This is a genomic window from Geodermatophilus sp. SYSU D01105 (genome assembly GCF_054050095.1).
Genome location: NZ_JBJGYR010000005.1, coordinates 1 through 21496, shown reverse-complemented (window position 1 = coordinate 21496; position 21496 = coordinate 1). Strand labels below are relative to the sequence as shown.

At 74.8% G+C, this 21496-nt stretch carries 23 protein-coding genes; 8 read left to right on the top strand and 15 right to left on the bottom strand.

Annotated elements, in window-relative coordinates; genetic code table 11:
- Positions 1-50: 50 nt before the first annotated feature.
- Genes hisF through ACI79I_RS05795 form a run of 4 tightly spaced genes read right to left on the bottom strand, consistent with a single transcriptional unit; the run spans position 51 to position 2906 of the window.
- Positions 51-845, bottom strand: coding sequence for an imidazole glycerol phosphate synthase subunit HisF (gene hisF, locus ACI79I_RS05810; RefSeq protein ID WP_456991341.1), 795 nt, complete (start codon positions 843-845; stop codon positions 51-53).
- The gene (locus ACI79I_RS05805) at positions 842-1234 is read right to left on the bottom strand and encodes a RidA family protein (protein WP_456991340.1); all 393 of its coding nucleotides are present in this window, start codon (positions 1232-1234) and stop codon (positions 842-844) included. Before ACI79I_RS05805 ends, hisF begins: the two co-directional genes overlap by 4 nt.
- The gene (priA, locus tag ACI79I_RS05800; protein WP_456991339.1) at positions 1231-1962 is read right to left on the bottom strand and encodes a bifunctional 1-(5-phosphoribosyl)-5-((5-phosphoribosylamino)methylideneamino)imidazole-4-carboxamide isomerase/phosphoribosylanthranilate isomerase PriA; all 732 of its coding nucleotides are present in this window, start codon (positions 1960-1962) and stop codon (positions 1231-1233) included. The genes ACI79I_RS05805 and priA overlap by 4 nt, the downstream gene beginning before the upstream one ends.
- 20 nt (positions 1963-1982) lie before the next feature.
- Complete coding sequence (locus tag ACI79I_RS05795; RefSeq protein ID WP_456991338.1) at positions 1983-2906, bottom strand: SDR family oxidoreductase; 924 nt, start codon at positions 2904-2906, stop codon at positions 1983-1985.
- 141 nt (positions 2907-3047) lie between these two features.
- On the opposite strand from ACI79I_RS05795, the gene ACI79I_RS05790 reads away from it, so the two are divergent.
- From ACI79I_RS05790 to ACI79I_RS05770, 5 genes are read left to right on the top strand one after another with little or no spacing between them, the layout of a single operon-like run.
- Positions 3048-3809 (top strand): CoA transferase subunit A, encoded by a 762-nt coding sequence (locus ACI79I_RS05790; protein ID WP_456991337.1) that lies wholly within the window; start codon positions 3048-3050, stop codon positions 3807-3809.
- Complete coding sequence (locus tag ACI79I_RS05785) at positions 3809-4480, top strand: 3-oxoacid CoA-transferase subunit B (protein WP_456991335.1); 672 nt, start codon at positions 3809-3811, stop codon at positions 4478-4480. Before ACI79I_RS05790 ends, ACI79I_RS05785 begins: the two co-directional genes overlap by 1 nt.
- Positions 4481-4509: 29 nt before the next feature.
- Positions 4510-5355 carry an IclR family transcriptional regulator gene (locus ACI79I_RS05780; RefSeq protein WP_456991334.1) on the top strand — a complete coding sequence of 282 codons (846 nt, stop codon included), beginning with the start codon at positions 4510-4512 and terminating at the stop codon, positions 5353-5355.
- 43 nt (positions 5356-5398) lie between these two features.
- Positions 5399-5998 carry a nitroreductase family protein gene (locus ACI79I_RS05775; protein WP_456991333.1) on the top strand — a complete coding sequence of 200 codons (600 nt, stop codon included), beginning with the start codon at positions 5399-5401 and terminating at the stop codon, positions 5996-5998.
- A 26-nt stretch (positions 5999-6024) separates the two neighbouring features.
- Positions 6025-6789, top strand: a complete 765-nt coding sequence (locus tag ACI79I_RS05770) for an SDR family NAD(P)-dependent oxidoreductase (RefSeq protein ID WP_456991332.1) — start codon at positions 6025-6027, stop codon at positions 6787-6789.
- 69 nt (positions 6790-6858) lie between these two features.
- On the opposite strand, the gene hisH is transcribed toward ACI79I_RS05770, so the two are convergent.
- Entirely contained in the window at positions 6859-7503 is a 645-nt protein-coding gene (hisH, locus tag ACI79I_RS05765) for an imidazole glycerol phosphate synthase subunit HisH (protein ID WP_456991331.1), read from the bottom strand.
- 188 nt (positions 7504-7691) lie between these two features.
- Here hisH and ACI79I_RS05760 point away from each other — a divergent pair, with 188 nt between their 5' ends.
- Positions 7692-7949, top strand: coding sequence for a hypothetical protein (locus ACI79I_RS05760; RefSeq protein WP_456991330.1), 258 nt, complete (start codon positions 7692-7694; stop codon positions 7947-7949).
- Here the strand turns inward: ACI79I_RS05760 and ACI79I_RS05755 are convergent.
- Genes ACI79I_RS05755 through hisD form a run of 4 tightly spaced genes read right to left on the bottom strand, consistent with a single transcriptional unit; the run spans position 7946 to position 11188 of the window.
- The gene (locus tag ACI79I_RS05755; protein ID WP_456947504.1) at positions 7946-8122 is read right to left on the bottom strand and encodes a hypothetical protein; all 177 of its coding nucleotides are present in this window, start codon (positions 8120-8122) and stop codon (positions 7946-7948) included. The genes ACI79I_RS05760 and ACI79I_RS05755 overlap by 4 nt on opposite strands.
- A 23-nt stretch (positions 8123-8145) precedes the next feature.
- On the bottom strand, positions 8146-8742 hold the full coding sequence (gene hisB, locus ACI79I_RS05750) for an imidazoleglycerol-phosphate dehydratase HisB (RefSeq protein ID WP_456991329.1): 597 nt from the start codon (positions 8740-8742) through the stop codon (positions 8146-8148).
- 5 nt (positions 8743-8747) lie between these two features.
- On the bottom strand, positions 8748-9887 hold the full coding sequence (locus ACI79I_RS05745; protein ID WP_456991328.1) for a histidinol-phosphate transaminase: 1140 nt from the start codon (positions 9885-9887) through the stop codon (positions 8748-8750).
- On the bottom strand, positions 9884-11188 hold the full coding sequence (gene hisD / locus ACI79I_RS05740) for a histidinol dehydrogenase (RefSeq protein WP_456991327.1): 1305 nt from the start codon (positions 11186-11188) through the stop codon (positions 9884-9886). Before hisD ends, ACI79I_RS05745 begins: the two co-directional genes overlap by 4 nt.
- 199 nt (positions 11189-11387) lie before the next feature.
- Between hisD and ACI79I_RS05735 the strand changes: the two genes are divergently transcribed.
- The gene (locus ACI79I_RS05735; RefSeq protein ID WP_456991326.1) at positions 11388-12188 is read left to right on the top strand and encodes an LON peptidase substrate-binding domain-containing protein; all 801 of its coding nucleotides are present in this window, start codon (positions 11388-11390) and stop codon (positions 12186-12188) included.
- Here ACI79I_RS05735 and ACI79I_RS05730 read toward each other — a convergent pair.
- From ACI79I_RS05730 to lspA, 6 genes are all read right to left on the bottom strand, one after another.
- Complete coding sequence (locus tag ACI79I_RS05730) at positions 12181-12861, bottom strand: hypothetical protein (RefSeq protein WP_456991325.1); 681 nt, start codon at positions 12859-12861, stop codon at positions 12181-12183. The genes ACI79I_RS05735 and ACI79I_RS05730 overlap by 8 nt on opposite strands.
- Positions 12862-12997: 136 nt before the next feature.
- On the bottom strand, positions 12998-16567 hold the full coding sequence (gene dnaE, locus ACI79I_RS05725) for a DNA polymerase III subunit alpha (protein WP_456991324.1): 3570 nt from the start codon (positions 16565-16567) through the stop codon (positions 12998-13000).
- A gap of 206 nt (positions 16568-16773) precedes the next feature.
- Complete coding sequence (locus tag ACI79I_RS05720) at positions 16774-17217, bottom strand: GNAT family N-acetyltransferase (RefSeq protein ID WP_456991323.1); 444 nt, start codon at positions 17215-17217, stop codon at positions 16774-16776.
- A complete protein-coding gene (locus ACI79I_RS05715; protein WP_456991322.1) occupies positions 17214-17987 on the bottom strand; it encodes a CPBP family glutamic-type intramembrane protease in 774 nt (257 codons plus the stop codon). Before ACI79I_RS05715 ends, ACI79I_RS05720 begins: the two co-directional genes overlap by 4 nt.
- Before the next feature lie 13 nt (positions 17988-18000).
- A complete protein-coding gene (locus ACI79I_RS05710) occupies positions 18001-18939 on the bottom strand; it encodes an RluA family pseudouridine synthase (RefSeq protein ID WP_456991321.1) in 939 nt (312 codons plus the stop codon).
- Between the two features lie 77 nt (positions 18940-19016).
- Positions 19017-19643 carry a signal peptidase II gene (lspA, locus tag ACI79I_RS05705; protein WP_456991320.1) on the bottom strand — a complete coding sequence of 209 codons (627 nt, stop codon included), beginning with the start codon at positions 19641-19643 and terminating at the stop codon, positions 19017-19019.
- 191 nt (positions 19644-19834) lie between these two features.
- Between lspA and ACI79I_RS05700 the strand changes: the two genes are divergently transcribed.
- Positions 19835-21328 carry a malate:quinone oxidoreductase gene (locus ACI79I_RS05700; RefSeq protein WP_456991319.1) on the top strand — a complete coding sequence of 498 codons (1494 nt, stop codon included), beginning with the start codon at positions 19835-19837 and terminating at the stop codon, positions 21326-21328.
- Positions 21329-21496: the final 168 nt, after the last annotated feature.

Here is a 21496-nt window from a genome sequence, read left to right as displayed (position 1 = left end):
GCGCCACCGCCGGGCTCGCACCGGTCACGCGGTCGGGCCGACCGCCGCGGTCAGGCGATCGGGTGGTCTGTCTCCCGCCGCACCGGGACGCCGGCGTGGTGCAGCGCGGTCTTGACCTCGCCGATCCGCAGCTTGCCGAAGTGGAAGACGCTGGCGGCGAGGACCGCGTCGGCACCGGCCTCGACGGCGGGCGGGAAGTGCTCCGGTTCGCCCGCTCCCCCGCTGGCGATCAGCGGCACGGTGACCTCGCGGCGCACCGCCCGGATCAGCTCGAGGTCGAAGCCGGCCTGGGTGCCGTCGGCGTCCATGGAGTTGAGCAGCACCTCGCCGACGCCGAGCTCGGCGGCCTGCACCACCCACTCGACGGCGTCCCGGCCGGTGCCGCGGCGCCCGCCGTGCGTGGTGATCTCGAAGCCGGAGTCGGTCCGCGCGCCGTCGCGGCAGCGGCGGGCGTCGAGGGAGAGCACCAGCACCTGGTTGCCGAACCGGTCGGTGATCTCGCTGATCACCTCCGGGCGGGCGACGGCGGCGGTGTTGACCGCGACCTTGTCCGCCCCGGCGCGCAGCAGCCGGTCGACGTCCTCCACGCTGCGCACCCCGCCGCCGACGGTCAGCGGGATGAACACGCTCTCCGCCGTCCGGCGGACGACGTCGTAGGTGGTCTCCCGGTCGCCGGAGCTGGCCGTGATGTCGAGGAAGGTCAGCTCGTCGGCGCCCTCGGCGTCGTAGACCCGGGCCATCTCGACCGGGTCGCCGGCGTCGCGCAGGTCGACGAAGTTGACGCCCTTGACCACCCGGCCGGCGTCGACGTCCAGGCACGGGATGACGCGCACCGCGAGGCTCACGCGCCCGCCTTCCGGACGGCGTCGGCCTCGATCTCCACCAGCATCGCGGGGTCGATCAGGGCGGCCACCTGCACCATCGAGGTCGCCGGCCGGATGTCGCCGAACACCTCGCCGTGGGCGCGGCCGACCTCCTCCCAGCGGGAGATGTCGGTGACGTACATGCGGGTGCGGACGACGTCGGCGACGGTGAACCCGGCGCGCTCCAGGGCGTCGGCGAGGTTGGCCAGCGCCTGGCGGGTCTGCCCGGCGGCGTCACCGGGGTGCACCACCGCGCCGTCGACGGTCGCGGTCGTCCCGCTCACCCAGGCCATGTCGCCGTGGACGACGACCCGGCTGTAGCCGACCACGGCCTCCCACGGGGCGTCGGAGCCGAACCGGAGGAGGCTCATGCCAGCTCCTCGGTGACCCGCAGCGCCTCGGGCAGGGTGAACGCGCCGGCGTAGAGGGCCTTGCCGACGATCGCGCCCTCGACGCCGACCGCGGTCAGGCCGGCCAGCGCGCGGATGTCGTCGAGCGAGCTGACCCCGCCGGAGGCGACCACCGGGCGCGGCGTCGCGGCGCACACCTCGCGCAGCAGTTCGAGGTTGGGGCCGCGCAGCGTGCCGTCCTTGGTGATGTCGGTGACGACGTAGCGGGCGCAGCCCTCGGCGTCCAGGCGGGCGAGGGTCTCGTAGAGCTCGCCGCCCTCGCGGGTCCAGCCGCGGGCGGCCAGCCGGGTGCCGCGCACGTCCAGGCCGACGGCGATCCGGTCGCCGTGCTCGGCGATGGCACGGGCACACCACTCGGGCGACTCCAGCGCGGCGGTGCCGAGGTTGACCCGGCGGCAGCCGGTGGCCAGCGCGGCGGCCAGCGACTCGTCGTCCCGGATGCCCCCGGAGAGCTCGACGTCGACGTCGAGCTCCCCGACGACCCGGGCGAGCAGCTCGCGGTTGCTGCCGCGGCCGAAGGCGGCGTCGAGGTCGACCAGGTGCACCCACTCCGCGCCGTCCCGCTGCCACTGCAGGGCGGCCTCCAGCGGCTCCCCGTACCCGGTCTCGCTGCCCGCCTCCCCCTGCACGAGACGGACGGCCTGGCCGTCGGCGACGTCGACGGCGGGGAGCAGCTGCAGCTTCGGCACGCTCCCAGGTTAGTGAGGCGTCATCTGTAGCCCGCGTCACCGGCGGGGCGGCCGGTGTCCTGCACCTCCACGACGTAGCGCCACGCGTCGGGCTGGGTGCCGTCGACGTCGGGGAAGCCGTAGACGCGGGCCAGTTCCCCACTGGAGGTCGACCGGCCCGACCACCGGGCGCGGTCGGGGTCGGCGGCGAGCGCGGCGACCGCCCGGCCGACGAAGGCGGGGCTCTCCGAGATGCAGAAGTGCGGGTGCTCGGCGGTGGCGTCGCGCCAGGTGGCCTCGGTGACGCCGAACCCGTCGAGCATCATCTCCGAGCGCAGCCAGCCGGGGGTCAGCGCCACCGCCGTCCCGCCGTGGGGCCGCAGGTCGTGCGCCTGGGAGAACGCCAGCCGCAGCACCGACCACTTGGCCAGGTCGTAGAAGGCGTTCACCCGGAACGTGCGCGCGTTGTACTCCGCCGTCCCGTCGGTCATCTCCACGACCAGACCACCGGGCCGGCGGACGAGCAGCGGCAGCGCGAGCGCGCTGGTGACCAGGTGGGTCTCCACGCCCAGCCGGAGCAGCCGCAGGCCACGGTCGAGGTCGTGCTCCCACAGCGGCACGTCCCACTCGAACAGCGTCTCGCCGCCCCAGACGTCGTTGACCAGGACGTCGAGACGGCCGGACTCGGCGTCGATGCGCTCCACCAGCGCGGCCACCTGCGCCGGGTCGAGGTGGTCGCAGACGGCCGGGATGCCGCGGCCACCGGCGGCGGTGACCAGCCCGGCGGTCTCCTCGATCGTCTCGGGCCGGTCGTACTCCGAGCGGCGTCCGGCGGTGCTGCGCCCGGTGCACCAGACCGTGGCCCCGGCCGCGCCCAGGGCGACGGCCGTCCCCCGTCCGGCGCCGCGGGTGGCGCCGGCGACGAGGGCGACGGTGGCGGACAGGTCGGGAGGGGTGTAGTCCACGAGCGCACCCTGCACCCGCCCACCGACGGTTCGGGGCGGCCCGACGGACGGGGCCATCCTCCCGCCAGGCGGAAGGGACGCTGCTCGGGCGAGGCACGGCCTGCTGGACTCGGCCGACCCCGTCCCCGGAGAGGACCGCCCGTGATCGACAAGTTCCGCGAGGACGTCCTGTCCGTGGTGGACGCCGTGCCCTCGGGTGCCTCCATCGCGGTGGGCGGCTTCGGCAGCTCCGGCCGCCCCGACGGGCTGCTCGACGCCCTGTGCGCGCTGGACAAGCGCGACCTGCACGTCTACGTCAACAACGTCGGTCACGACTTCACGGGGGTCGGGCGCCTGCTGCACGAGGGCCGGCTGCGCCGGGTCACGGCGTCCTTCCCGATCCTGCAGGAGTTCTACGACGAGTACTTCGCCGGCAGGGTCGAGCTCGAGCTCGTCCCGCAGGGCACCCTGGCCGAGCGGTTGCGCGCCGGTGGCGCCGGCATCCCCGCGTTCTTCACGCCCTCCGGCGCGGGCACGATGCTCTCCGACGGCTCCTTCACGCTGCGCTACTCCCCCGACGGCGGCGTCGCCGAGCACGTGCCGGCCAAGGAGACCCGGCTGATCAACGGCCGCGAGCACGTCCTCGAGGAGGGCATCGTCGCCGACTTCGGGTTCGTCAAGGCGCACCGGGGCGACCGGAAGGGGAACCTGCGGTTCCGCCTGTCGGCCCGCAACTTCAACCCGATGGCGGGTATGTCCGGGAGGACGACGTTCGCCGAGGTCGAGCACCTCGTCGAGGTCGACGAGCTCCACCCCGACGACGTCCACCTGCCCGGCGTGTTCGTGGACGACGTCGTGCTCTCCACGGGCAAGGCCCCGGCCGTCGACGAACCGGCCGCCGCGACGACGAGGGAGGCCCCCTGATGACCGGCACCGTCCCCGCCCCGACCCCCGTGGCCGGGCGCACCCGCGAGGGCATCGCGCAGCGGCTGGCCGAGGACCTCCAGGACGGCTACGTCGTCAACCTCGGGGTCGGCATCCCGCTGCTGGTCCCCCGCTTCCTCCCCGAGGACGAGGAGGTCGTCCTGCACGCGGAGAACGGCGTCCTGGGCATCGGCGCCGAGGCCGCCCCCGGCGAGGAGGACCCCGACCTCACCGACGCCGGCAAGCAGCCGATCACCCTCACCAGCGGCGCGGCCATCACCGACTCGGCGCTGTCGTTCGCGATCATCCGCGGCGGCCACCTCGACTGCACCATCCTCGGCGCGCTGCAGGTGTCGGCGGCCGGCGACCTCGCCAACTGGTACGTGCCGGGCAGGAACCCCGCCGTCGGCGGGGCGATGGACCTCGTCGCCGGCACGCCGCAGGTGTGGGTCGCGATGGAGCACGTCGACCGCGCGGGCCGGCCCAAGATCGTGCCCGAGTGCACCTTCCCGCTGACCGGCAAGCGGTGCGTCACGCGGATCTACACCGACCTGGCCGTCTTCCACGTCGTCGACGGCACCCTGCGGCTGGTCGAGTGCGCCCCGGGGGTCGCCCCCGAGGTCGTCCGCGAGCGCACCGCCGCCCCCTACACCGAGGACCTCCGCCACTGACCGGCGCGCCGGCAGGGGATGCTCGACCCATGACCACACAGCTGCGCGCCGGGCAGACAGCGGACGGGGGGACCCCCGGGCGCGGAGCCGCACGGAGCACCGCGTCGGCGACGGCGGCCGGCCGCGTGCTGGCCGTCCTGGACGCGTTCGGCCCGGCCCACCCGACCCTGACGCTCAGCGAGATCAGCCGGCGGTCGGGGCTGGCCCTGTCGACGACGCACCGCCTGGTGGGCGAGCTCCGGGCGTGGGGGGCGCTGGAGCGGGGGCCCGACGGCCGCTACGGGATCGGACTGCGGCTCCTGGAGCTCGGCGCCCTGGCCCCGCACGGGTTGCAGCTGCGGGAACTGGCCGTGCCCTACGTCGACGACCTCCACCAGGCCACCCGCGCCAACGTCGTCCTCGGGGTGCGCGACGGGTCCGACGTGGTCTACGTGGAGGCGCTGCGCGCGCGGGGAGCGGTCCGGCTGATGAGCCGCATCGGGGGGCGGTGGCCGCTGCACGCCACGGGCACCGGTCAGGTGCTGCTGGCCTTCGCCGGGGCGGAGGTGCAGGAGCAGGTGCTCAGCGGTCCGCTGCGGCGCTTCACGCCACAGACCATCGTCGACCCCGTCGCGCTGCGCCGCACGCTCGCCGAGGTCCGCCGCACCGGCGTCGCGGTCGCGGAGAACCAGCTGACCGCCGAGTCCCCGGCCCTGGCCGTCGCGGTGCCGGTGCGCGGAGCCGGGGACGAGGTGGTCGCCGCGCTGGGGGTCACCGTGGCGGCGGGGACGGCGCAGCCGCAGACGCTGGTCCCGGTGCTCAACGCCACCGCTCGCGGCATCTCCCGCGCCCTCGGCGCCCCCTCCGCGGAGCCGGCCGTCCGCCGTCGCCCCTGAGCGCCGGCCTCCCGCGCGCGGGGCGGGTGGCAGGGTGGCCGCCGTGGAGTTCGCGAACGTCGTCCGCCGGCGCCGCATGGTGCGCGACTACGACCCCGACCGCCCGGTCCCCCCGGAGGTGCGCGAGCGGCTGCTCGAGCACGCGATCCGCGCGCCGTCGGCGGGGTTCAGCCAGGGCTGGGCGTTCCTGGTCCTGGAGGACGCCGCCGACCGCGAGCTGTTCTGGTCGGTGACCACGTCCCCGGGCGCCCCCGACGCCTGGCTGACCCGGATGCGGCGGGCACCGCTGCTGATCGTGCCGCTGTCGTGCAAGACCGCCTACCTCGACCGCTACGCCGAGCCGGACAAGGGCTGGACCGACCGGGACGAGTCGCGCTGGCCGGTCCCCTACTGGGACGTCGACACCGGCATGGCCGCGCTGTTGGTGCTGCTCACCGCCGTCGACGAGGGGCTGGGCGCCTGCTTCTTCGGGGTGCCCGCCGAGCGGGTGGACGCCTTCCGCGCCGCCTTCGGGGTGCCCGCGGACCACCGGCCGGTGGGCTGCGTGTCGGTCGGCTACCCGGGCGGCGAGGACCGCCGGTCGCCGTCCCTGCGCCGGGGCCGCCGCGGCGTCGAGGAGGTCGTGCACCGCGGCCGGTGGTGAGGACCCCGCCTGGTTGACTGCCCGGCGTGGCAGACGACGACGAGTCCCGGCCGGTCCTGGTCACCGGTGGTTCCCGCGGCATCGGACGGGCCATCGCGCACGCCTTCGCCGCTCGCGGGGACCGCGTGGCCGTGCACTGGGGCAGTTCCCGCGAGCGGGCCGAGCAGGTGCTGGCCGAGATGCCCGGGGACGGGCACGTGCTGGTGCAGGCCGACCTCGCCGATGCCGACGCGGTGGGCCGGATGGTCGACGAGGCCGCCGCGGCCCTCGGCGGGCTGCGGGTGCTGGTCAACAACGCCGGGGTGTTCACCGCGCACCCGCCGCTGTCGACGTCCTACGAGGAGTGGCAGGCGGCGTGGTCGCGGACCCTCGCGGTCAACCTCGTCGGCGCGGCCAACGCGACCTTCCGGGCGGTTCCGCACCTGCGGGCCGCCGGTGGCGGCGCGGTCGTGAACGTCTCCAGCCGCGGCGCCTTCCGCGGCGAGCCCGACACCCCCGCCTACGGCGCCGCCAAGGCCGGGCTCAACGCCTTCGGCCAGTCCATGGCCGTCGCGCTGGCGCCGCACGGCATCGCGGTGGGCACCGTCGCCCCGGGCTTCGTGCAGACCGAGATGGCCCGCGAGGTGCTCGACGGGCCCGGTGGGGACGCCGTCCGGGCACAGTCGCCCTACGGCCGGGTGGCCCGGCCCGAGGAGGTCGCCTCGGCCGTGCTGTGGCTGGCCTCCCCCGACGCGCGGTTCTCCACCGGCACGATCATCGACGTCAACGGCGCGTCCTACCTGCGCAGCTAGGAGGCCGGGAGGCGCTGCGCGCCGGGGTCGCGGGGCGGGAGACCCCCGCGGTCCGGGAGGACCGCGGTGTCACAGCGTCTGCAGCCAGTTGGTCAGCAGCTGCGCGCCGGCGTCGCCGCTCTTCTCGGGGTGGAACTGGGTGGCCGACAGGGCGCCGTTCTCCACGCCGGCGACGAACCGGTCGCCGTGCTCGGCCCAGGTGACCAGCGGCGGCGCCAGCGGGGACGGCGCACCGTCGGCGCCCAGCGGGAAGTCGCGCACCCCGTAGGAGTGCACGAAGTAGAAGCGCTGGTCCTCGAGCCCGGCGAACAGGACACTGCCCTCCGGCGCCTGGACGGTGTTCCAGCCCATGTGCGGCAGCACCGGGGCCTGGAGCTGCTCGACGACGCCGGGCCACTCCCCGCACCCCTCGGCGTCCTGACCGTGCTCCACGCCGCGCTCGAAGAGGACCTGCATGCCGACGCAGACGCCGAGCACCGGCCGGCCGCCCGCGAGCCGGCGGTCGATCACCCGCGGGCCGTCGACGGCCCGCAGCCCGGCCATGCACGCGGCGAAGGCGCCCACGCCGGGGACGACGAGCCCGTCGGCCTCGAGGGCCGCCTGCGGGTCGCCGGTCACGGTGACGTCGGCGCCGACGCGGGTCAGCGCCCGCTCCGCCGAGCGCAGGTTGCCCGACCCGTGGTCGAGGACGACGACCTTCTTCACAGCGCTCACGGTAGTAGGGAGCGCCGGCCGGACCGCTCGGTGTTCCCGCTGGCCGGTCCGGGCGACGGGGGTCACGCTGGGGACACCCGAGCGGTGGAGGTGGCGGTGGACCGGGACAGCCTCCGTCAGGGCGCGGTGCTCGCCGCGGTGGCCGGCGGTGCAGACGCTGCGCCCCTCGCGCCGCCGGCGCCACCGAGGTGCTCCTGGCCGAGGGGGTCGACGTCCGCCCGCGCGGCCGGGACGCCTGGGCGGTCGCCGTCCTCGCCCTGGTCGCCGGCACCGCCGCGGCCGTGACCAGCCGCGTGCCCGTGTCGTCGGGGTACCCCGCCGCCGTCGTCTGGGGGCTGGGCGCCACGGCGGCCCGGTCCCTCCCCCGCCGCCGGCCCCCCGGGGTCGCGGCCGCGGCGGGCGCGGCCGCGGTGGGCGCGGCCGCGGTGGCGGCCGGCCGCCGCTAGACCATCCGGAGGATGCCGGACGCCGTCGCCAGCAGAGCCGCGGCCAGCAGGACCACGGCGAAGAACACCTGCGGGCCGGTGCGGCCGCGGGTGTCGGAGTCGGCCTTCCAGATGCTCCAGGCCCCGCCGAGCAGGAAGCCGCCCAGGACGAGCAGCAGGACGGCGAAGGTCATGCGGGGAACCGGCGCGGGGTCACCTAGAGAGCGCCCTTGGTGGAGGGGACGTCGGTGACCCGGGGGTCGAGGGCGACGGCCGCCCGCAGCGCCCGGGCCAGCGCCTTGAACTGGCCCTCGACGATGTGGTGGGCGTCGCGGCCGGCGTAGAGGACCCGTACGTGCAGGCTGATCCGCGCGTTGAACGCGAAGGACTCCAGCACGTGCTTGGTCAGGCTGGTCGGGTAGTCCGGCCCGATCATCGGCGTCATGTCCTCGGGCTCGGCGTGCACGAAGTACGGCCGGCCGGAGAGGTCGACCGCCGCCTGGGCGAGGACCTCGTCCATGGGGATCGTGGCGTCGCCGTAGCGGGTGATGCCCTTCTTGTCCCCGAGCGCCTGCGCGAAGGCCTGGCCCAGCGCGATGGCGACGTCCTCCACCGTGTGGTGTGCGTCGATGTGCAGGTCGCCGTCGGCCCGGACGCTGAGGTCGATGCCGCTGTGCTTCGACAGCGCGGTCAGCATGTGGTCGTAGAACCCGACCCCGGTGCTGATCGAGCTCGTCCCGGTGCCGTCGAGGTCGAGCTCGACGACCAGCTTGGTCTCGCTGGTCTCGCGCTCGACGCGTGCGGTGCGACTCATGGCGGTCAGTCTCCCAGGCGGTGGTCGGGCGCGACCTCACCCAGCGCGGTGAGGAACGCGTCGGTCTCCTCCGGCGTCCCGGCGGTCACCCGCAGCCAGCCGGGCAGCCCGACGTCGCGGACGAGGACGTCGCGGTCGAGCAGCGCCTGCCAGGCGGCGGGGGCGTCGGCGAAGCGGCCGAACAGGACGAAGTTGGCGTCGCTGGGCACGCTGGTCAGGCCCATGCCCGGCAGCGCCGCGACGATCCGGTCCCGCTCGGCCTTGACCGCGTCGACGGTGGCCAGCAGGGCGTCGGTGTGCGCCAGCGCGGTCCGGGCCGCGGCCTGGGTCAGCGAGCTGAGGTGGTAGGGCAGCCGGACCAGCTGCAGCGCGTCGACGACGGCGGGGTCGGCGGCCAGGTAGCCCAGCCGCAGCCCGGCCATGCCGAAGGCCTTGCTCATGGTGCGGCTGACGACCAGCCGCGGCCGGCCCGGGAGCAGGGTCAGCGCCGAGGGCGTCCCGGTGCGGGCGAACTCGGCGTAGGCCTCGTCCACGACCACCACGCCGGACGTCGCGTCGTGGAGGGCCTCGATCGTCGCGAGGTCCACCGCGGTGCCGGTGGGGTTGTTGGGGCTGGTCACGAAGACCACGTCGGGCGCGACCTCCCGCACCTGCGCGGCGGCGGCCTCCGGGTCGATGGTGAAGTCCGGGCGCCGCCGTCCGTCGACCCAGGCGGTGCCGGTGCCGGCGGAGATGATCGGGTGCATCGAGTACGAGGGCGTGAAGCCCAGCGCCGTCCGGCCCGCGCCGCCGAAGGCCTGCAGCACCTGCTGGAGGATCTCGTTGCTGCCGTTGGCCGCCCACACCTGCGCGGCCTCCAGCTGCTGGCCGCCGGTGCGGGTCAGGTAGGCGGCGAGGTCGCGGCGCAGGTCGAGGGCGTCGCGGTCGGGGTAGCGGTTGAGCTCCAGCGCCGCGTGCCCGAGGGCCGCGCCGAGGTCGGCCAGCAGCTCCGGCGGCAGCGGGTGCGGGTTCTCGTTGGTGTTGAGCCGGTACTTGGCCGGCAGCTGGGGGGCGCCGTAGGGCGTGCGGCCCCGCAGCTCCGGCCGCAGCGGGAGCTCGTCGAGCCGTGCGCTCTGCCCGCCCCGTGACCTCGCGAGCTCGGTCACGTGCGCTGCCGGACCCGGACGGCGGCGGCGTGCGCGGGCAGGTCCTCGGCGCCGGCGAGGGCGTCGATGTGCCCGGCCACCTCGGCGAGGGCCTGCTCGTCGTACTCGACCACGTGGATGCCGCGGAGGAAAGACTGCACCGACAGGCCGCTCGAGTGCCGCGCGCAGCCGCCGGTGGGCAGCACGTGGTTGGAGCCGGCGCAGTAGTCGCCCAGCGACACCGGCGACCAGGCGCCGACGAAGACCGCACCGGCGTTGCGCACCCGCGAGGCCACCTCGCGGGCGTCCCGCGTCTGGATCTCCAGGTGCTCGGCCGCGTAGGCGTCGACCACCCGCAGGCCGGCCTCGACGTCGTCGACCAGGACGATGCCGGACTGGCTGCCCTCCAGCGCCGTGGTGATCCGGTCGGAGTGCTTGGTGGCGGCCACCTGCCCGGGGACCAGCCCGAGGACGGCGTCGGCCAGGTCCTCGCTGGTCGTCACCAGCACCGCGCCGGCCAGCGGGTCGTGCTCGGCCTGGCTGATCAGGTCCGCGGCCACGTGCGCCGGGTCGGCGGTGTCGTCGGCGAGGATCGCGACCTCCGTGGGGCCGGCCTCGGAGTCGATGCCGATCAGCCCCCGCAGCAGCCGCTTGGCCGCCGTCACGTAGACGTTGCCGGGGCCGGTCACCATGTCCACCGGCTCGCAGGAGCCCGCGCCGTAACCGAACACGGCGATCGCCTGGGCCCCGCCGACGGCGTGGACCTCGCTGACGCCCAGCAGGGCGCAGGCGGCGAGGACGCCGGGGTCGGGCAGGCCGCCGTGGTCGCGCTGCGGCGGGGAGGCGACGGCGATCGACTCCACGCCGGCGATCTGCGCCGGGACGACGTTCATGACCACGCTTGACAGCAGCGGCGCGAGGCCGCCGGGGACGTAGAGGCCCACCCGGCGCACCGGCACCCAGCGCTCGGTCACCGTGCCGCCGCGGACCACCTGGGTGGTGACGTCGGTGCGCCGCTGGTCGGCGTGCACCTTCCGGACCCGGGAGATCGCCTCCTCCAGCGCGGCCCGGACGGCGGGGTCGATCTCGGCCAGCGCCCGCTCGATGGCCTCGGCGGGGACGGTGAAGTCCTCGAGGTCGACACCGTCGAGCCGGGCGGTGATCTCGCGGACCGCCTGGGCGCCGCGGATGCGGACGTCCTCGCACAGCGGCCGGACCGTCGCCAGTACCGAGTCGATGTCGGTCGCGGCGCGCGGGAGCAGGCCGGAGAGCTCACGCACCCCCGGCAACGCGGACCCACGCAGGTCGATGCGGGCGAGCACGGCGGACCTCCGGGCGGTTCCGAGGCGGGGAACGGGAACACCCCAGGGTAGACGGGGCTCTCGGGCGCACCGGCGTCGTGCCCGGTCCGGGGCCCGCCGCTCCCCCGTAGGCTCGGCGCACACGATCGAGCGGACGAGCTCGTGGCCGGGGCGCGGGGACGCCGGCCGCGCGACCGCCGAGCGCCGGCGAGGAGGGTGCATGGGCGAGGTGATCCCGCTGTTCCCGCTCTCGACGCCGCTGTTCCCCGGGGTGGTCCTGCCGCTGCAGGTCTTCGAGCTCCGCTACCGGCGGCTGGTGCGCGACCTGCTGGCCCGGTCCGACGCCGACGGCCGGTTCTTCGGCGTGGTCGCCATCCGGCAGGGCTGGGAGGTCGAGCAGGTGGCGCCCGCGGAGGCGCTCTACGACGTCGGCTGCACCGCCCGCCTGCAGGCGGTGCGCCCGCAGACCGACGGCGGCTTCCGCATCGTGACCGTCGGGGGCGACCGGTTCCGGCTGCTCGACGTCATCGTCGCCGAGGACCCGCCCTACCTGCAGGCGGAGGTGGAGTGGCTGGCCGACGAGGAGGCCGCCGAGGAGGCCGCCGGTGACCAGGAGGGCCTGGCGCCGACCGAGGGGCCCGCGCCCGACGCGGCGCTCGACGACCTCGTGTCCGACGTCGCCCGGGGCTCGCTGGACGTGCTGGTCCGGGGGGTCGGCGAGCTGTTCGCCGAGTACGTCGGCGCGGTCGCCGGCCTCACCGGGGAGTCCGACGACGACGAGCCGGACCCCGAGGCGCTGCTGGACGCCGTCTCCGGGGACCCGCGGGCGCTGTCCTACCTGGTGGCGTCGGCGGCCCTGCTGACCACCGAGGACCGCCAGGCGCTGCTGGCCGAGTCGGCCACCCGGCGCCGGCTGCGGGCGGAGTCGCGGCTGCTGCGCCGCGAGCTGACCCTGCTGGAGACCGTGGGCGCGGTGCCCGCCCCGCTGCAGCGGTTCGCCGGCCCGCGCAGCGTCAACTGAAGCGGACGTCCTCGCGGGGCGGCGCCGGGACCGGTGCGCCCGGGACCGGTGCGCCAGGCAGCGGCGGCAGGGCCACGGCGGGCGGCGGGTCGGGACGGTCGAGGTCCTCGGCGGGGGCGAACAGGGTGCCCAGCACGTAGGCCAGCACGGCGGAGAAGGGGCCGACGGCCAGCGCCGCGATCGAGTTCAGCCGCAGGCCGGTGGTGACCTCTGTCCCGACGTCGGCCAGCTGCGCCCGCGTCGGCCCGGCGCCGAGCAGCTCACCGAGCTGCCAGGCCAGGACCCCGGCGAGCAGCGCGCCCACGGCGAGCGCGAGCAGCACGGCCACGCCGCGGCGGCGACGCAGCCGCCAGGCCAGGATGCCGGCCAGCAGGCCGAGGCCGGCGAGCACCAGGGTGAAGACGCCGTCGTCGGCCACCAGCAGCTCGGCCGAGGGGCGCCCGATCGGCACGGGGCCGTCCTGGGTGACCTGGAACCGGGCCCGCGGCGCCAGGGCCCACCACAGCAGGCCCGCAGGCAGGCCGCACAGCAGCAGCAGGCCGGTCACGCCGAGCGCGCTGCGCAGGTCGGCCCGCAGCTCGGCGGCACCGGGCCAGCGCGGCCCGCCGGCCCGCAGCACCCGCCGGGGAGCGCCCAGCGGCTCGGCGGGACCGGGGGCTGCGGGACCGTGCACGACCCCAGTCAACCCCGGACGGCCGGGAAACTCTTCCCGGGTCGCCGGCCGGCCGCCCAAGGCCCCGGGACGGCGGCCCTGCCGCAGGGCTCCGCTGCGAGCCTGCGGGTGGCGGGGAGCAGCGTGGCCCTCCTGCTCACAGCAGCGCCACGCTGGTCGGGCCGAGCAGCGCCTTGATGTCGCCCATCAGCGCGGTGCTCGGCCGCACCCGCAGGCCCTGGTCGAGCCGGAGCACCGTCTCCCGGCTGCCGTTGACCAGCTTCAGCTGCACCTCGGTCGTGCCCGGGTGGCTGCCCAGGACCTCGCGCAGCCGCTCGACGACCGGCGGGGTGCAGCGGGCGGCGGCCATGGACACCATGACCGGGCCGCGCGGGCCCTCCGTGAGCTCGGGGATCGTCACCTCGGCGCCGAACAGCGAGGGCTGGTCGTCGCGCCGGCTGATCCGCCCCTTGACCACGACGATCTGGTCGCGGACGACCTTCTCCGAGACCTCGGCCCAGGTCTTCGGGAAGAACAGCACCTCGATGCCGGACTCGAGGTCCTCCAGGGTCGCGATCGCCCAGGGCGCACCCTGCTTGTTGGTGCGCGGGGCGACCGACGTGAGGATGCCCGCGATCGTCACGTTCGCGCCGTCCTCCACACCGCCGGCGTTGATCTCGGCGATCGGGGTGTCGGCGTGCGCGGTGAGGACGTGCTCGACCCCGTGCAGCGGGTGGTCGGAGACGTAGAGGCCGAGCATGTCGCGCTCGAACATCAGCCGCTCGCTCTTGGACCAGTCGGCGGTCGGGATGGCGATGTCCAGCGCTCCGCCGAACGGGTCGTCGTCCGCGGCGCCGTCGCCGCCGAAGCTGCCGAACAGGTCGAACTGCCCCTCCGCCTCCTTGCGCTTCAGCGACATCGCCGAGTCGACGGCCTGGGCGTGGACGGCGACGATCCCCTGGCGGGAGTGCCCGAGGGAGTCGAACGCGCCGGCCTTGGCCAGGGACTCGATGACCTTCTTGTTGCAGGCCACCGTGTCGATCTTGCGCATGAAGTCCGCGAAGTCCTTGAACGCGCCCTTCTCCTCGCGGGCCCGGCGGATCGAGTCGACGACGTTGTGCCCGACGTTGCGGACCGACGCGAGACCGAAGCGGATGTCGGTGCCGACGGCGGTGAAGTCCCAGGAGGACTCGTTGACGTCGGGCGGGAGCACCTTGATGCCCATCCGCCGGCACTCGGCCAGGTAGATCGGCCGGCGGTCCTTGTCGTCGCCGACGCTGGTGAGCAGCCCGGCCATGTACTCGGCCGGGTAGTTGGCCTTGAGGTAGGCGGTCCAGTACGACACCAGGCCGTAGGCCGCCGAGTGGGCCTTGTTGAAGGCGTAGTCGGCGAACGGGACGAGGATGTCCCACAGCGTCTTGATCGCCGCGTCGGAGTAGCCGCGCTCCTTCATGCCGGCCTCGAAGCCGACGAACTCCGCGTCGAGGACCGACTTCTTCTTCTTGCCCATCGCGCGGCGCAGCAGGTCGGCCTTGCCGAGGGAGTACCCGGCGACCTTCTGCGCGATCGCCATGACCTGCTCCTGGTAGACGATCAGGCCGTAGGTCGTGCCGAGGATGTCCTCCAGCGGCTCGGCCAGCTCCGGGTGGATCGGCGTGATCTCCTGCTGGCCGTTCTTGCGCAGCGCGTAGTTGGTGTGCGAGTTCGCGCCCATCGGGCCGGGCCGGTAGAGCGCGCCGACGGCGGAGATGTCCTCGAAGTTGTCCGGCCGCATGAGCCGCAGCAGCGACCGCATCGGGCCGCCGTCGAACTGGAAGACACCGAGGGTGTCACCGCGGGCCAGCAGGTCGTAGGTGGCCTTGTCGGTGAGGTCCTTGCTGATCTCGTCGAGGTCGACGGGCTCCTTGCCGTTGGCGACGATGTTGCGCAGCGCGTCGTCGATGACCGTGAGGTTGCGCAGGCCCAGGAAGTCCATCTTCAGCAGGCCGAGCGTCTCGCAGGTCGGGTAGTCGAACTGCGTGATGATCGCGCCGTCGTTCTCCCGCCGCATGATCGGGATGCTGTCGATCAGCGGGTACCGGCCGATGATGACCCCGGCGGCGTGCACGCCCCACTGCCGCTTCAGCCCCTCGAGCTTGCGGGCCTGGTCGACCACCTCGGCCGCGCCCGGGTCGGACTCGTAGCGGGCGCGGAACTCCGAGGCCTCCTTGTAGCGCGGGTGGGAGGGGTCGAAGACCCCCGACAGCGGGATGCCCTTGCCCATCACGTCCGGGGGCATGAGCTTGGTGAGCTCGTCGCCCACCGAGTAGGGCCGGTCGAGCACGCGGGCGGCGTCCTTGATGGCGGCCTTGGCCTTGATCGTCCCGTAGGTGACGATCTGGCTGACCCGCTCCTCGCCGTACTTCTGCGAGACGTACTGGATGACCTCACCGCGGCGGCGGTCGTCGAAGTCGATGTCGACGTCGGGCATGGAGACGCGCTCCGGGTTGAGGAAGCGCTCGAAGATCAGCCCGTGCGCCAGCGGGTCGAGGTCGGTGATGCCCATGGCGTAGGCGGCCAGCGACCCGGCGGCCGACCCACGTCCCGGACCGACGCGGATGCCGTTGTCCTTGGCCCAGTTGATGAAGTCGGCGACCACGAGGAAGTACCCCGGGAAGCCCATCTGGGTGATGATCCCGACCTCGTAGTCGGCCTGCTTGCGGACGTGGTCGGGGATCCCGTTCGGCCAGCGCTTGTGCAGGCCGCGCTCGACCTCCTTGACGAACCAGGAGGTCTCGTCCTCCCCCGGCGGGAGCGGGAAGCGCGGCATGAGGTCGGCCCCCTCGGTGAAGGACACCTCGCACTGCTCGGCGACCAGCAGCGTGTTGTCGCAGGCCGCGGCGAGCTCACCGGGGAACAGCGCCCGCATCTCGGCGGCGCTCTTCAGGTAGTAGCCGTCGCCGTTGAACTTGAAGCGGTTCGGCTCGTTGAGCCGCGACCCGGTCTGGATGCACAGGAGCGCGTCGTGGGCCTCGGCGTCCTCCTTGTGCGTGTAGTGCAGGTCGTTGGTGGCCAGCAGCGGGATCCCGAGGTCCGCCGCGATGGCCAGCAGCTGCGGCCGGGTCTTCTTCTCGATGGACAGCCCGTGGTCCATCAGCTCGGCGTAGAAGTTCTCCTTGCCGAAGATGTCCTGGAAGTCGGCGGCGGCCTGGCGGGCGCGGTCCTCCTTGCCGGCCCGCAGCCACATGTTGACCTCCCCCGAGGGGCAGCCGGTGGTGGCGATCAGGCCCTTGCCGTACTTCTCCAGCAGGTCCCGGTCGAAGCGCGGCTTGCGGTACTGGCCCTCCAGGCTGGCCAGGGAGGAGATGCGGAAGAGGTTGTGCATCCCCTCGGTGGTGCGGGCCAGCAGCGTCATGTGGGTGTAGGCGGCCTTGCCCCGCGACGACCCGCCCTCGCCGTCCTCGTCGATGAGGTTGTCGCCGAAGTCGAACGGCGCCCGGTCGAACCGCGACCCGGGGGTGTAGTAGCCCTCCATGCCGATGATCGGCTTCACGCCGGCCGCCTTGGCCTGCTTGTAGAAGTCGTAGGCGCCGAAGACGTTGCCGTGGTCGGTCATCGCCAGCGCCGGCATGCCCTGCTCCGCCGCGGCCTTGGTGACCTCGGGCAGCTTGGCCGCGCCGTCGAGCATCGAGTACTCGGTGTGGACGTGCAGGTGCACGAACGAGTCGGTCGACGGGGTGCTGCTCACGGGGGTGCGTGCTCCTCACAGGTCGTGCGTGCCCGGCCGTCGGGGATCGGAGCGGGCGACCGGCGGGGAAGACCGGCGGTGCTGTGTCCGGGGTGCGGGCCGGGGGACGACCCGATCCTCGCACCACGGAGGTCTACTCCGGGGCACCGACAGGAAGGTGTCTCGCCACAGGCGGACCGATCCGTCACGGCCGCCCTGTGGCCGCGTCAGGGGAGGGCGCGTCGCATCGTGACGTGCACGATCCCGGCCTCCACGTACACGTCCCCGACGGGGGTGTAGCCGGCCCGCTCGTAGAACCCGCGGGCGGTGACCTGGGCGTGCAGCTCGACCTCCGGCAGCCCGCGCAGCACCGCCTGCCGGTGCAGCTCGGCCAGGACGGCGGCGCCGTACCCGTGGCCGCGCACCCCGGCGTCGACGGCCATCCGGCCGATCACGGCCCGGCCCTCGCGGGCCAGCAGCCGTCCGGTGGCCACCACCCGCCCCGTGTCGTCCCGCACGAGCGCGTGCACGGCCGTGGCGTCGAGGGCGTCCTGCTCGATCTCGGCCGGCACCCCCTGCTCCTCGACGAACACCCGGGTCCGCAGCGCCACCACCTCGGGCCAGTCCTCGGCGGTCGCGACCCGCGCCGTCCCGCCGTCCGGCCGGCTCACCGGCTGCCCGCCGGGAGCGCGCTGGCGGGGACCAGCAGGAAGCGCAGGTCGATGAGCACGTGCAGGACGACCGGCAGGAGCAGCGAACCGGTGTCGAGGTACAGCGCGGCCAGCACGCCGCCGAGGACGCCGGTGGTCAGCACCCCCGCCACCCCCTGGTAGGCGTGCGCCAGGCCGAAGGCGGCGGCGGCGACGGCGACCAGCGCGGGGGTGGACAGCCCGCTGGCGACCGCGGCGACGACGGCGAGGAAGAACCCGCGGTAGAGCCACTCCTCGCAGACCCCGGCGGTGATCCCCACGACGGTGAACAGCCGCCGCTCGCCGCGGGTCCGGGGCAGCAGCGCGAGCGTGGCGTGCGCCTGCGGCTCGGCGTGCCGCCCCTCCCCCGGCCGGCGCACCTGGGCGGCCGCGACCAGCGCGCCCGAGCGCAGCGCCCGCGTGGAGAGGACGACGAAGGCCACCACCAGGACGGCCGCCGCGCCCGACAGCGGGCCCGGCAGGGACTGCGGCCACCGCAGGCCCACCTCCCCCGCGGTCACGCCGGGCGCGGCCAGCCACACCACGGCCGCGACGAGGGCCAGCCCCCACTCCAGGACCAGCAGCCGCCGGTAGAAGGACCGGCGGGCGCCGCCGTCGGAGCGCAGCCGTCCCTCGAACCGCCGGTGCAGCACGTGCCCGACCAGGGGCTCGCCGGCCACCAGGTAGCCGGCGACGACGACCGCCGACAGCGCCGCCGGGCCGTACTCGGTCAGAGACCCGGGCAGGTCCATCAGGAGCCCGGGTTCACGCCTCTGCGCGCAGGACGTCCAGCGCGCCGGCGAGGTCGGGCGGGTACGGGCTGGTGAACTCCATCCACCGCCCGTCGGCCGGGTGCGGGATCCCCAGCCGGACGGCGTGCAGCCACTGCCGCGCCACCCCCAGGCGGGCGGCCAGGGTCGGGTCGGCGCCGTAGGTCGTGTCGCCCACGCACGGGTGGCGCAGGGCGGAGAAGTGCACCCGGATCTGGTGCGTGCGGCCGGTCTCGAGCGCGATGTCGACCAGGCTGGCGGCCGGGAACGCCTCGATGACCTCGTAGTGCGTCACCGACGGCCGGCCGCCCTGCACGACGGCGAACTTCCAGTCGTGCCGCGGGTGCCGGTCGATGGGGGCGTCGATCGTGCCGCGCGAGGGATCGGGGTGGCCCTGGACCAGCGCGTGGTAGCCCTTCTCGACGGTGCGCTCCTTGAACGCCGCCTTGAGCAGGGTGTAGGCGCGCTCGCTCTTGGCCACCACCATGAGCCCGGTCGTGGCGGCGTCCAGCCGGTGGACGACGCCCTGCCGCTCGGCGGCTCCGGAGGTGGAGATGCGATAGCCGGCCGCGGCCAGGCCGCCGACCACGGTGGGCCCCTCCCAGCCGGGGCTCGGGTGCGCCGCGACGCCCACCGGCTTGTCGACCACCACGATGTCGTCGTCGTCGTGCACGACCGTGAGGCCGGCGACCGGCTCGGGGGCGACCGGCTCCCCGGGCGGCGCGGGCAGCTCGACCTCCAGCCAGCTGCCGCCGCTCACCCGGTCACCCTTGCCGCGGACCCGCCCGTCGAGCAGCACCCCGCCGGCGTCGGCGAGGTCGGCCGCGGCGCTGCGGGAGAGGCCGAAGAGCCGGGACAGCGCCTGGTCGACCCGCTGGCCCTCCAGCCCGTCCGGCACCGGGAGGGCCCGGTGCTGGCCCGCGGGACTGGTCACGGCTCCATCGTGACAGAGCAGGGAGCCTCTCCCCCCACCCCGTCGCGAGCCCGGGGCGGCGCCCCGGAGGGGCCGGGTCAGTCGGCCGCCGGACCGCCGTCGCGCGCCGCCCGCCCGGACGCCGACCGGGAGCCGTCGAACTCGACGCCGCGCAGGGCCAGCACGGCCCCGAGGACGCCGCCGCACACGATCGCCGAGTCGGCCACGTTGAAGATCGGGTACACCCGGCCGTCGGGCGCGAAGACGGAGACGAAGTCGACGACGCCGCCGCGCAGGAAGCCCGGGTCGCGGAAGACGCGGTCGACCAGGTTGCCCACCGCCCCGCCGAGCACCAGCCCCAGCGCCACCGTCCAGCCGGCCGAGAACAGCCGGCGCGCGGTGCGCACGATGACCACCGCCACGGCGGCCGCGATCAGCGTGAAGACGATGGTGAAGCCCTCGGCGAAGGAGAACGCCGCGCCGGTGTTGCGCGCGTGGGTCAGGTAGACGAGGCCGCCCAGGAGGCGGACGTCCTCCCCCGGGGCGATCGTGGCGACCACGAGCAGCTTGCTGCCGAGGTCGAGGGCCAGGACCACGACGGCGAGCAGGAACAGCAGCCGGGTGCGCGGGCGCCGCGGTGCCGGGACCGCTGGGGCGCCGTCCTGCCGGGCGTCACGGGGTTCGGACAGCGGGGCTCCTCGGTCGTTCCGGTCGCGGCCGGTCACCGCCGCCCGACCGACGATAGCCGCGGCGCCGACCCCTCCTGCCGCCACCGGGACCGGGGCGCAACTCGAACGAGGTGTGATCCATCTCATGACTGCGTGCGACACAACTCACCACGGCGGGTGACATGTTCGGGCTGTCAGTGGCCGTTACCTGGTAGGTACAGCTCCTCCCCCGAGCACGGAAGGCCGTCGTGTCCACCGATCTCGCCCCCGCCACCGACCCCGACGTAGTCCTGGTCGGCGGCGGCATCATGAGCGCGACCCTGGCGTCGCTGCTCGGTGTCGTCGCTCCCGACTGGAGCGTCACCGTGTTCGAGTCCGGGGCCGGGGTCGCCGGGGAGAGCTCCGACGCCTGGAACAACGCCGGGACCGGTCACGCGGCCCTCTGCGAGCTCAACTACACGCCCGCCGGGCCGGACGGCACGGTCGACGTCACCAAGGCCCTCACCATCAACGAGCAGTTCCAGGTGTCGCGGCAGTTCTGGTCGCACCTGGTCCGCGCCGGCCTCACCGGGTCGCCCAAGGAGTTCATCACCCCGGTCCCGCACATCAGCTTCGTCACCGGCGAGGCGGGCCGCCGGTACATGCGGACCCGGTACGAGGCCATGGCCGCCCAGCCGCTGTTCGCCGGCATGGAGTACACCGACGACGCCGCCGAACTGGCGCAGTGGGTGCCGCTGATGATGGCCGGGCGCCCGGCCGACCAGGTGGTGGCCGCGACGCGGGCCACCGCCGGCACCGACGTCGACTTCGGCTCGCTGACCCGGCTGCTGTTCGCCGCCGCCGAGGACCGTGGCGTGCACGTGCACGTCAACCAGCGGGTCACGGCCGTGGAGCGGCGCAGCGACGGCCGGTGGACGGTCACCGTCCGCGACACCCTCAGCGGCGAGGAGCGCACCGTCCGCACCCGCTTCGTGTTCGTCGGGGCCGGCGGCGGTGCGCTGCCGCTGCTGCAGAAGGCCGGCATCCCGGAGATCCGCGGCTTCGGCGGCTTCCCGGTCAGCGGCATGTTCCTGCGCACCCGGTCACCGGAGCTGGTCTCGGCGCACCAGGCCAAGGTCTACGGCCAGGCGGCCGTCGGGGCCCCGCCGATGTCGGTCCCGCACCTGGACCTCCGGCTGATCGACGGGGACCACTCGCTGCTGTTCGGTCCCTACGCCGGCTTCTCCCCCAAGTTCCTCAAGGCCGGCTCGATCTTCGACCTGCCGCTGAGTGTCAAGCCGAACAACCTCGGGTCGATGCTGGGCGTGGCGCGCACCGAGATGGCGCTGACCCGGTATCTCATCGGCGAGCTGCTCCAGTCGCGCAGCGCCCGGCACAAGACGCTGACGGCGTTCGTGCCGCTGGCCGAGCAGCAGGACTGGGAGATGATCACCGCCGGCCAGCGGGTCCAGGTCATCAAGCAGGACCCGAAGACCGGCCGCGGCGTCCTCCAGTTCGGCACCGAGCTGGTCGTCGGTGGCGACGGCACCATCGCCGGCCTGCTGGGCGCCTCCCCCGGCGCCTCCACGGCGGTCTCGGCGATGCTCACCGTGCTCGAGCGCTGCTTCCCCGAGCGGGTGGATCGCTGGCGGCCGCTCCTGCAGGAGGCGATCCCCTCCTACGGCCGCCGCCTGGCCGACGACCCCGCCCTGCTCGCCGAGGTCCGTGCCGAGACGACGCAGACCCTGGAGCTCAACGGCTGAGCCCGCTCTCCTCGACCGAGGCCCCCTCGCACACCGCGAGGGGGCCTTCGTCTGTCCGGCCTCCCGCGCACCGACCTCGCCGTGGGGGGGGGGGGCGGGGGCGGCCCGCCCCCCGCGCCCCCCCCGCACCCCCGGCCGCGGCCCGGCCCCCCCCGGCGGCGCCCGCGC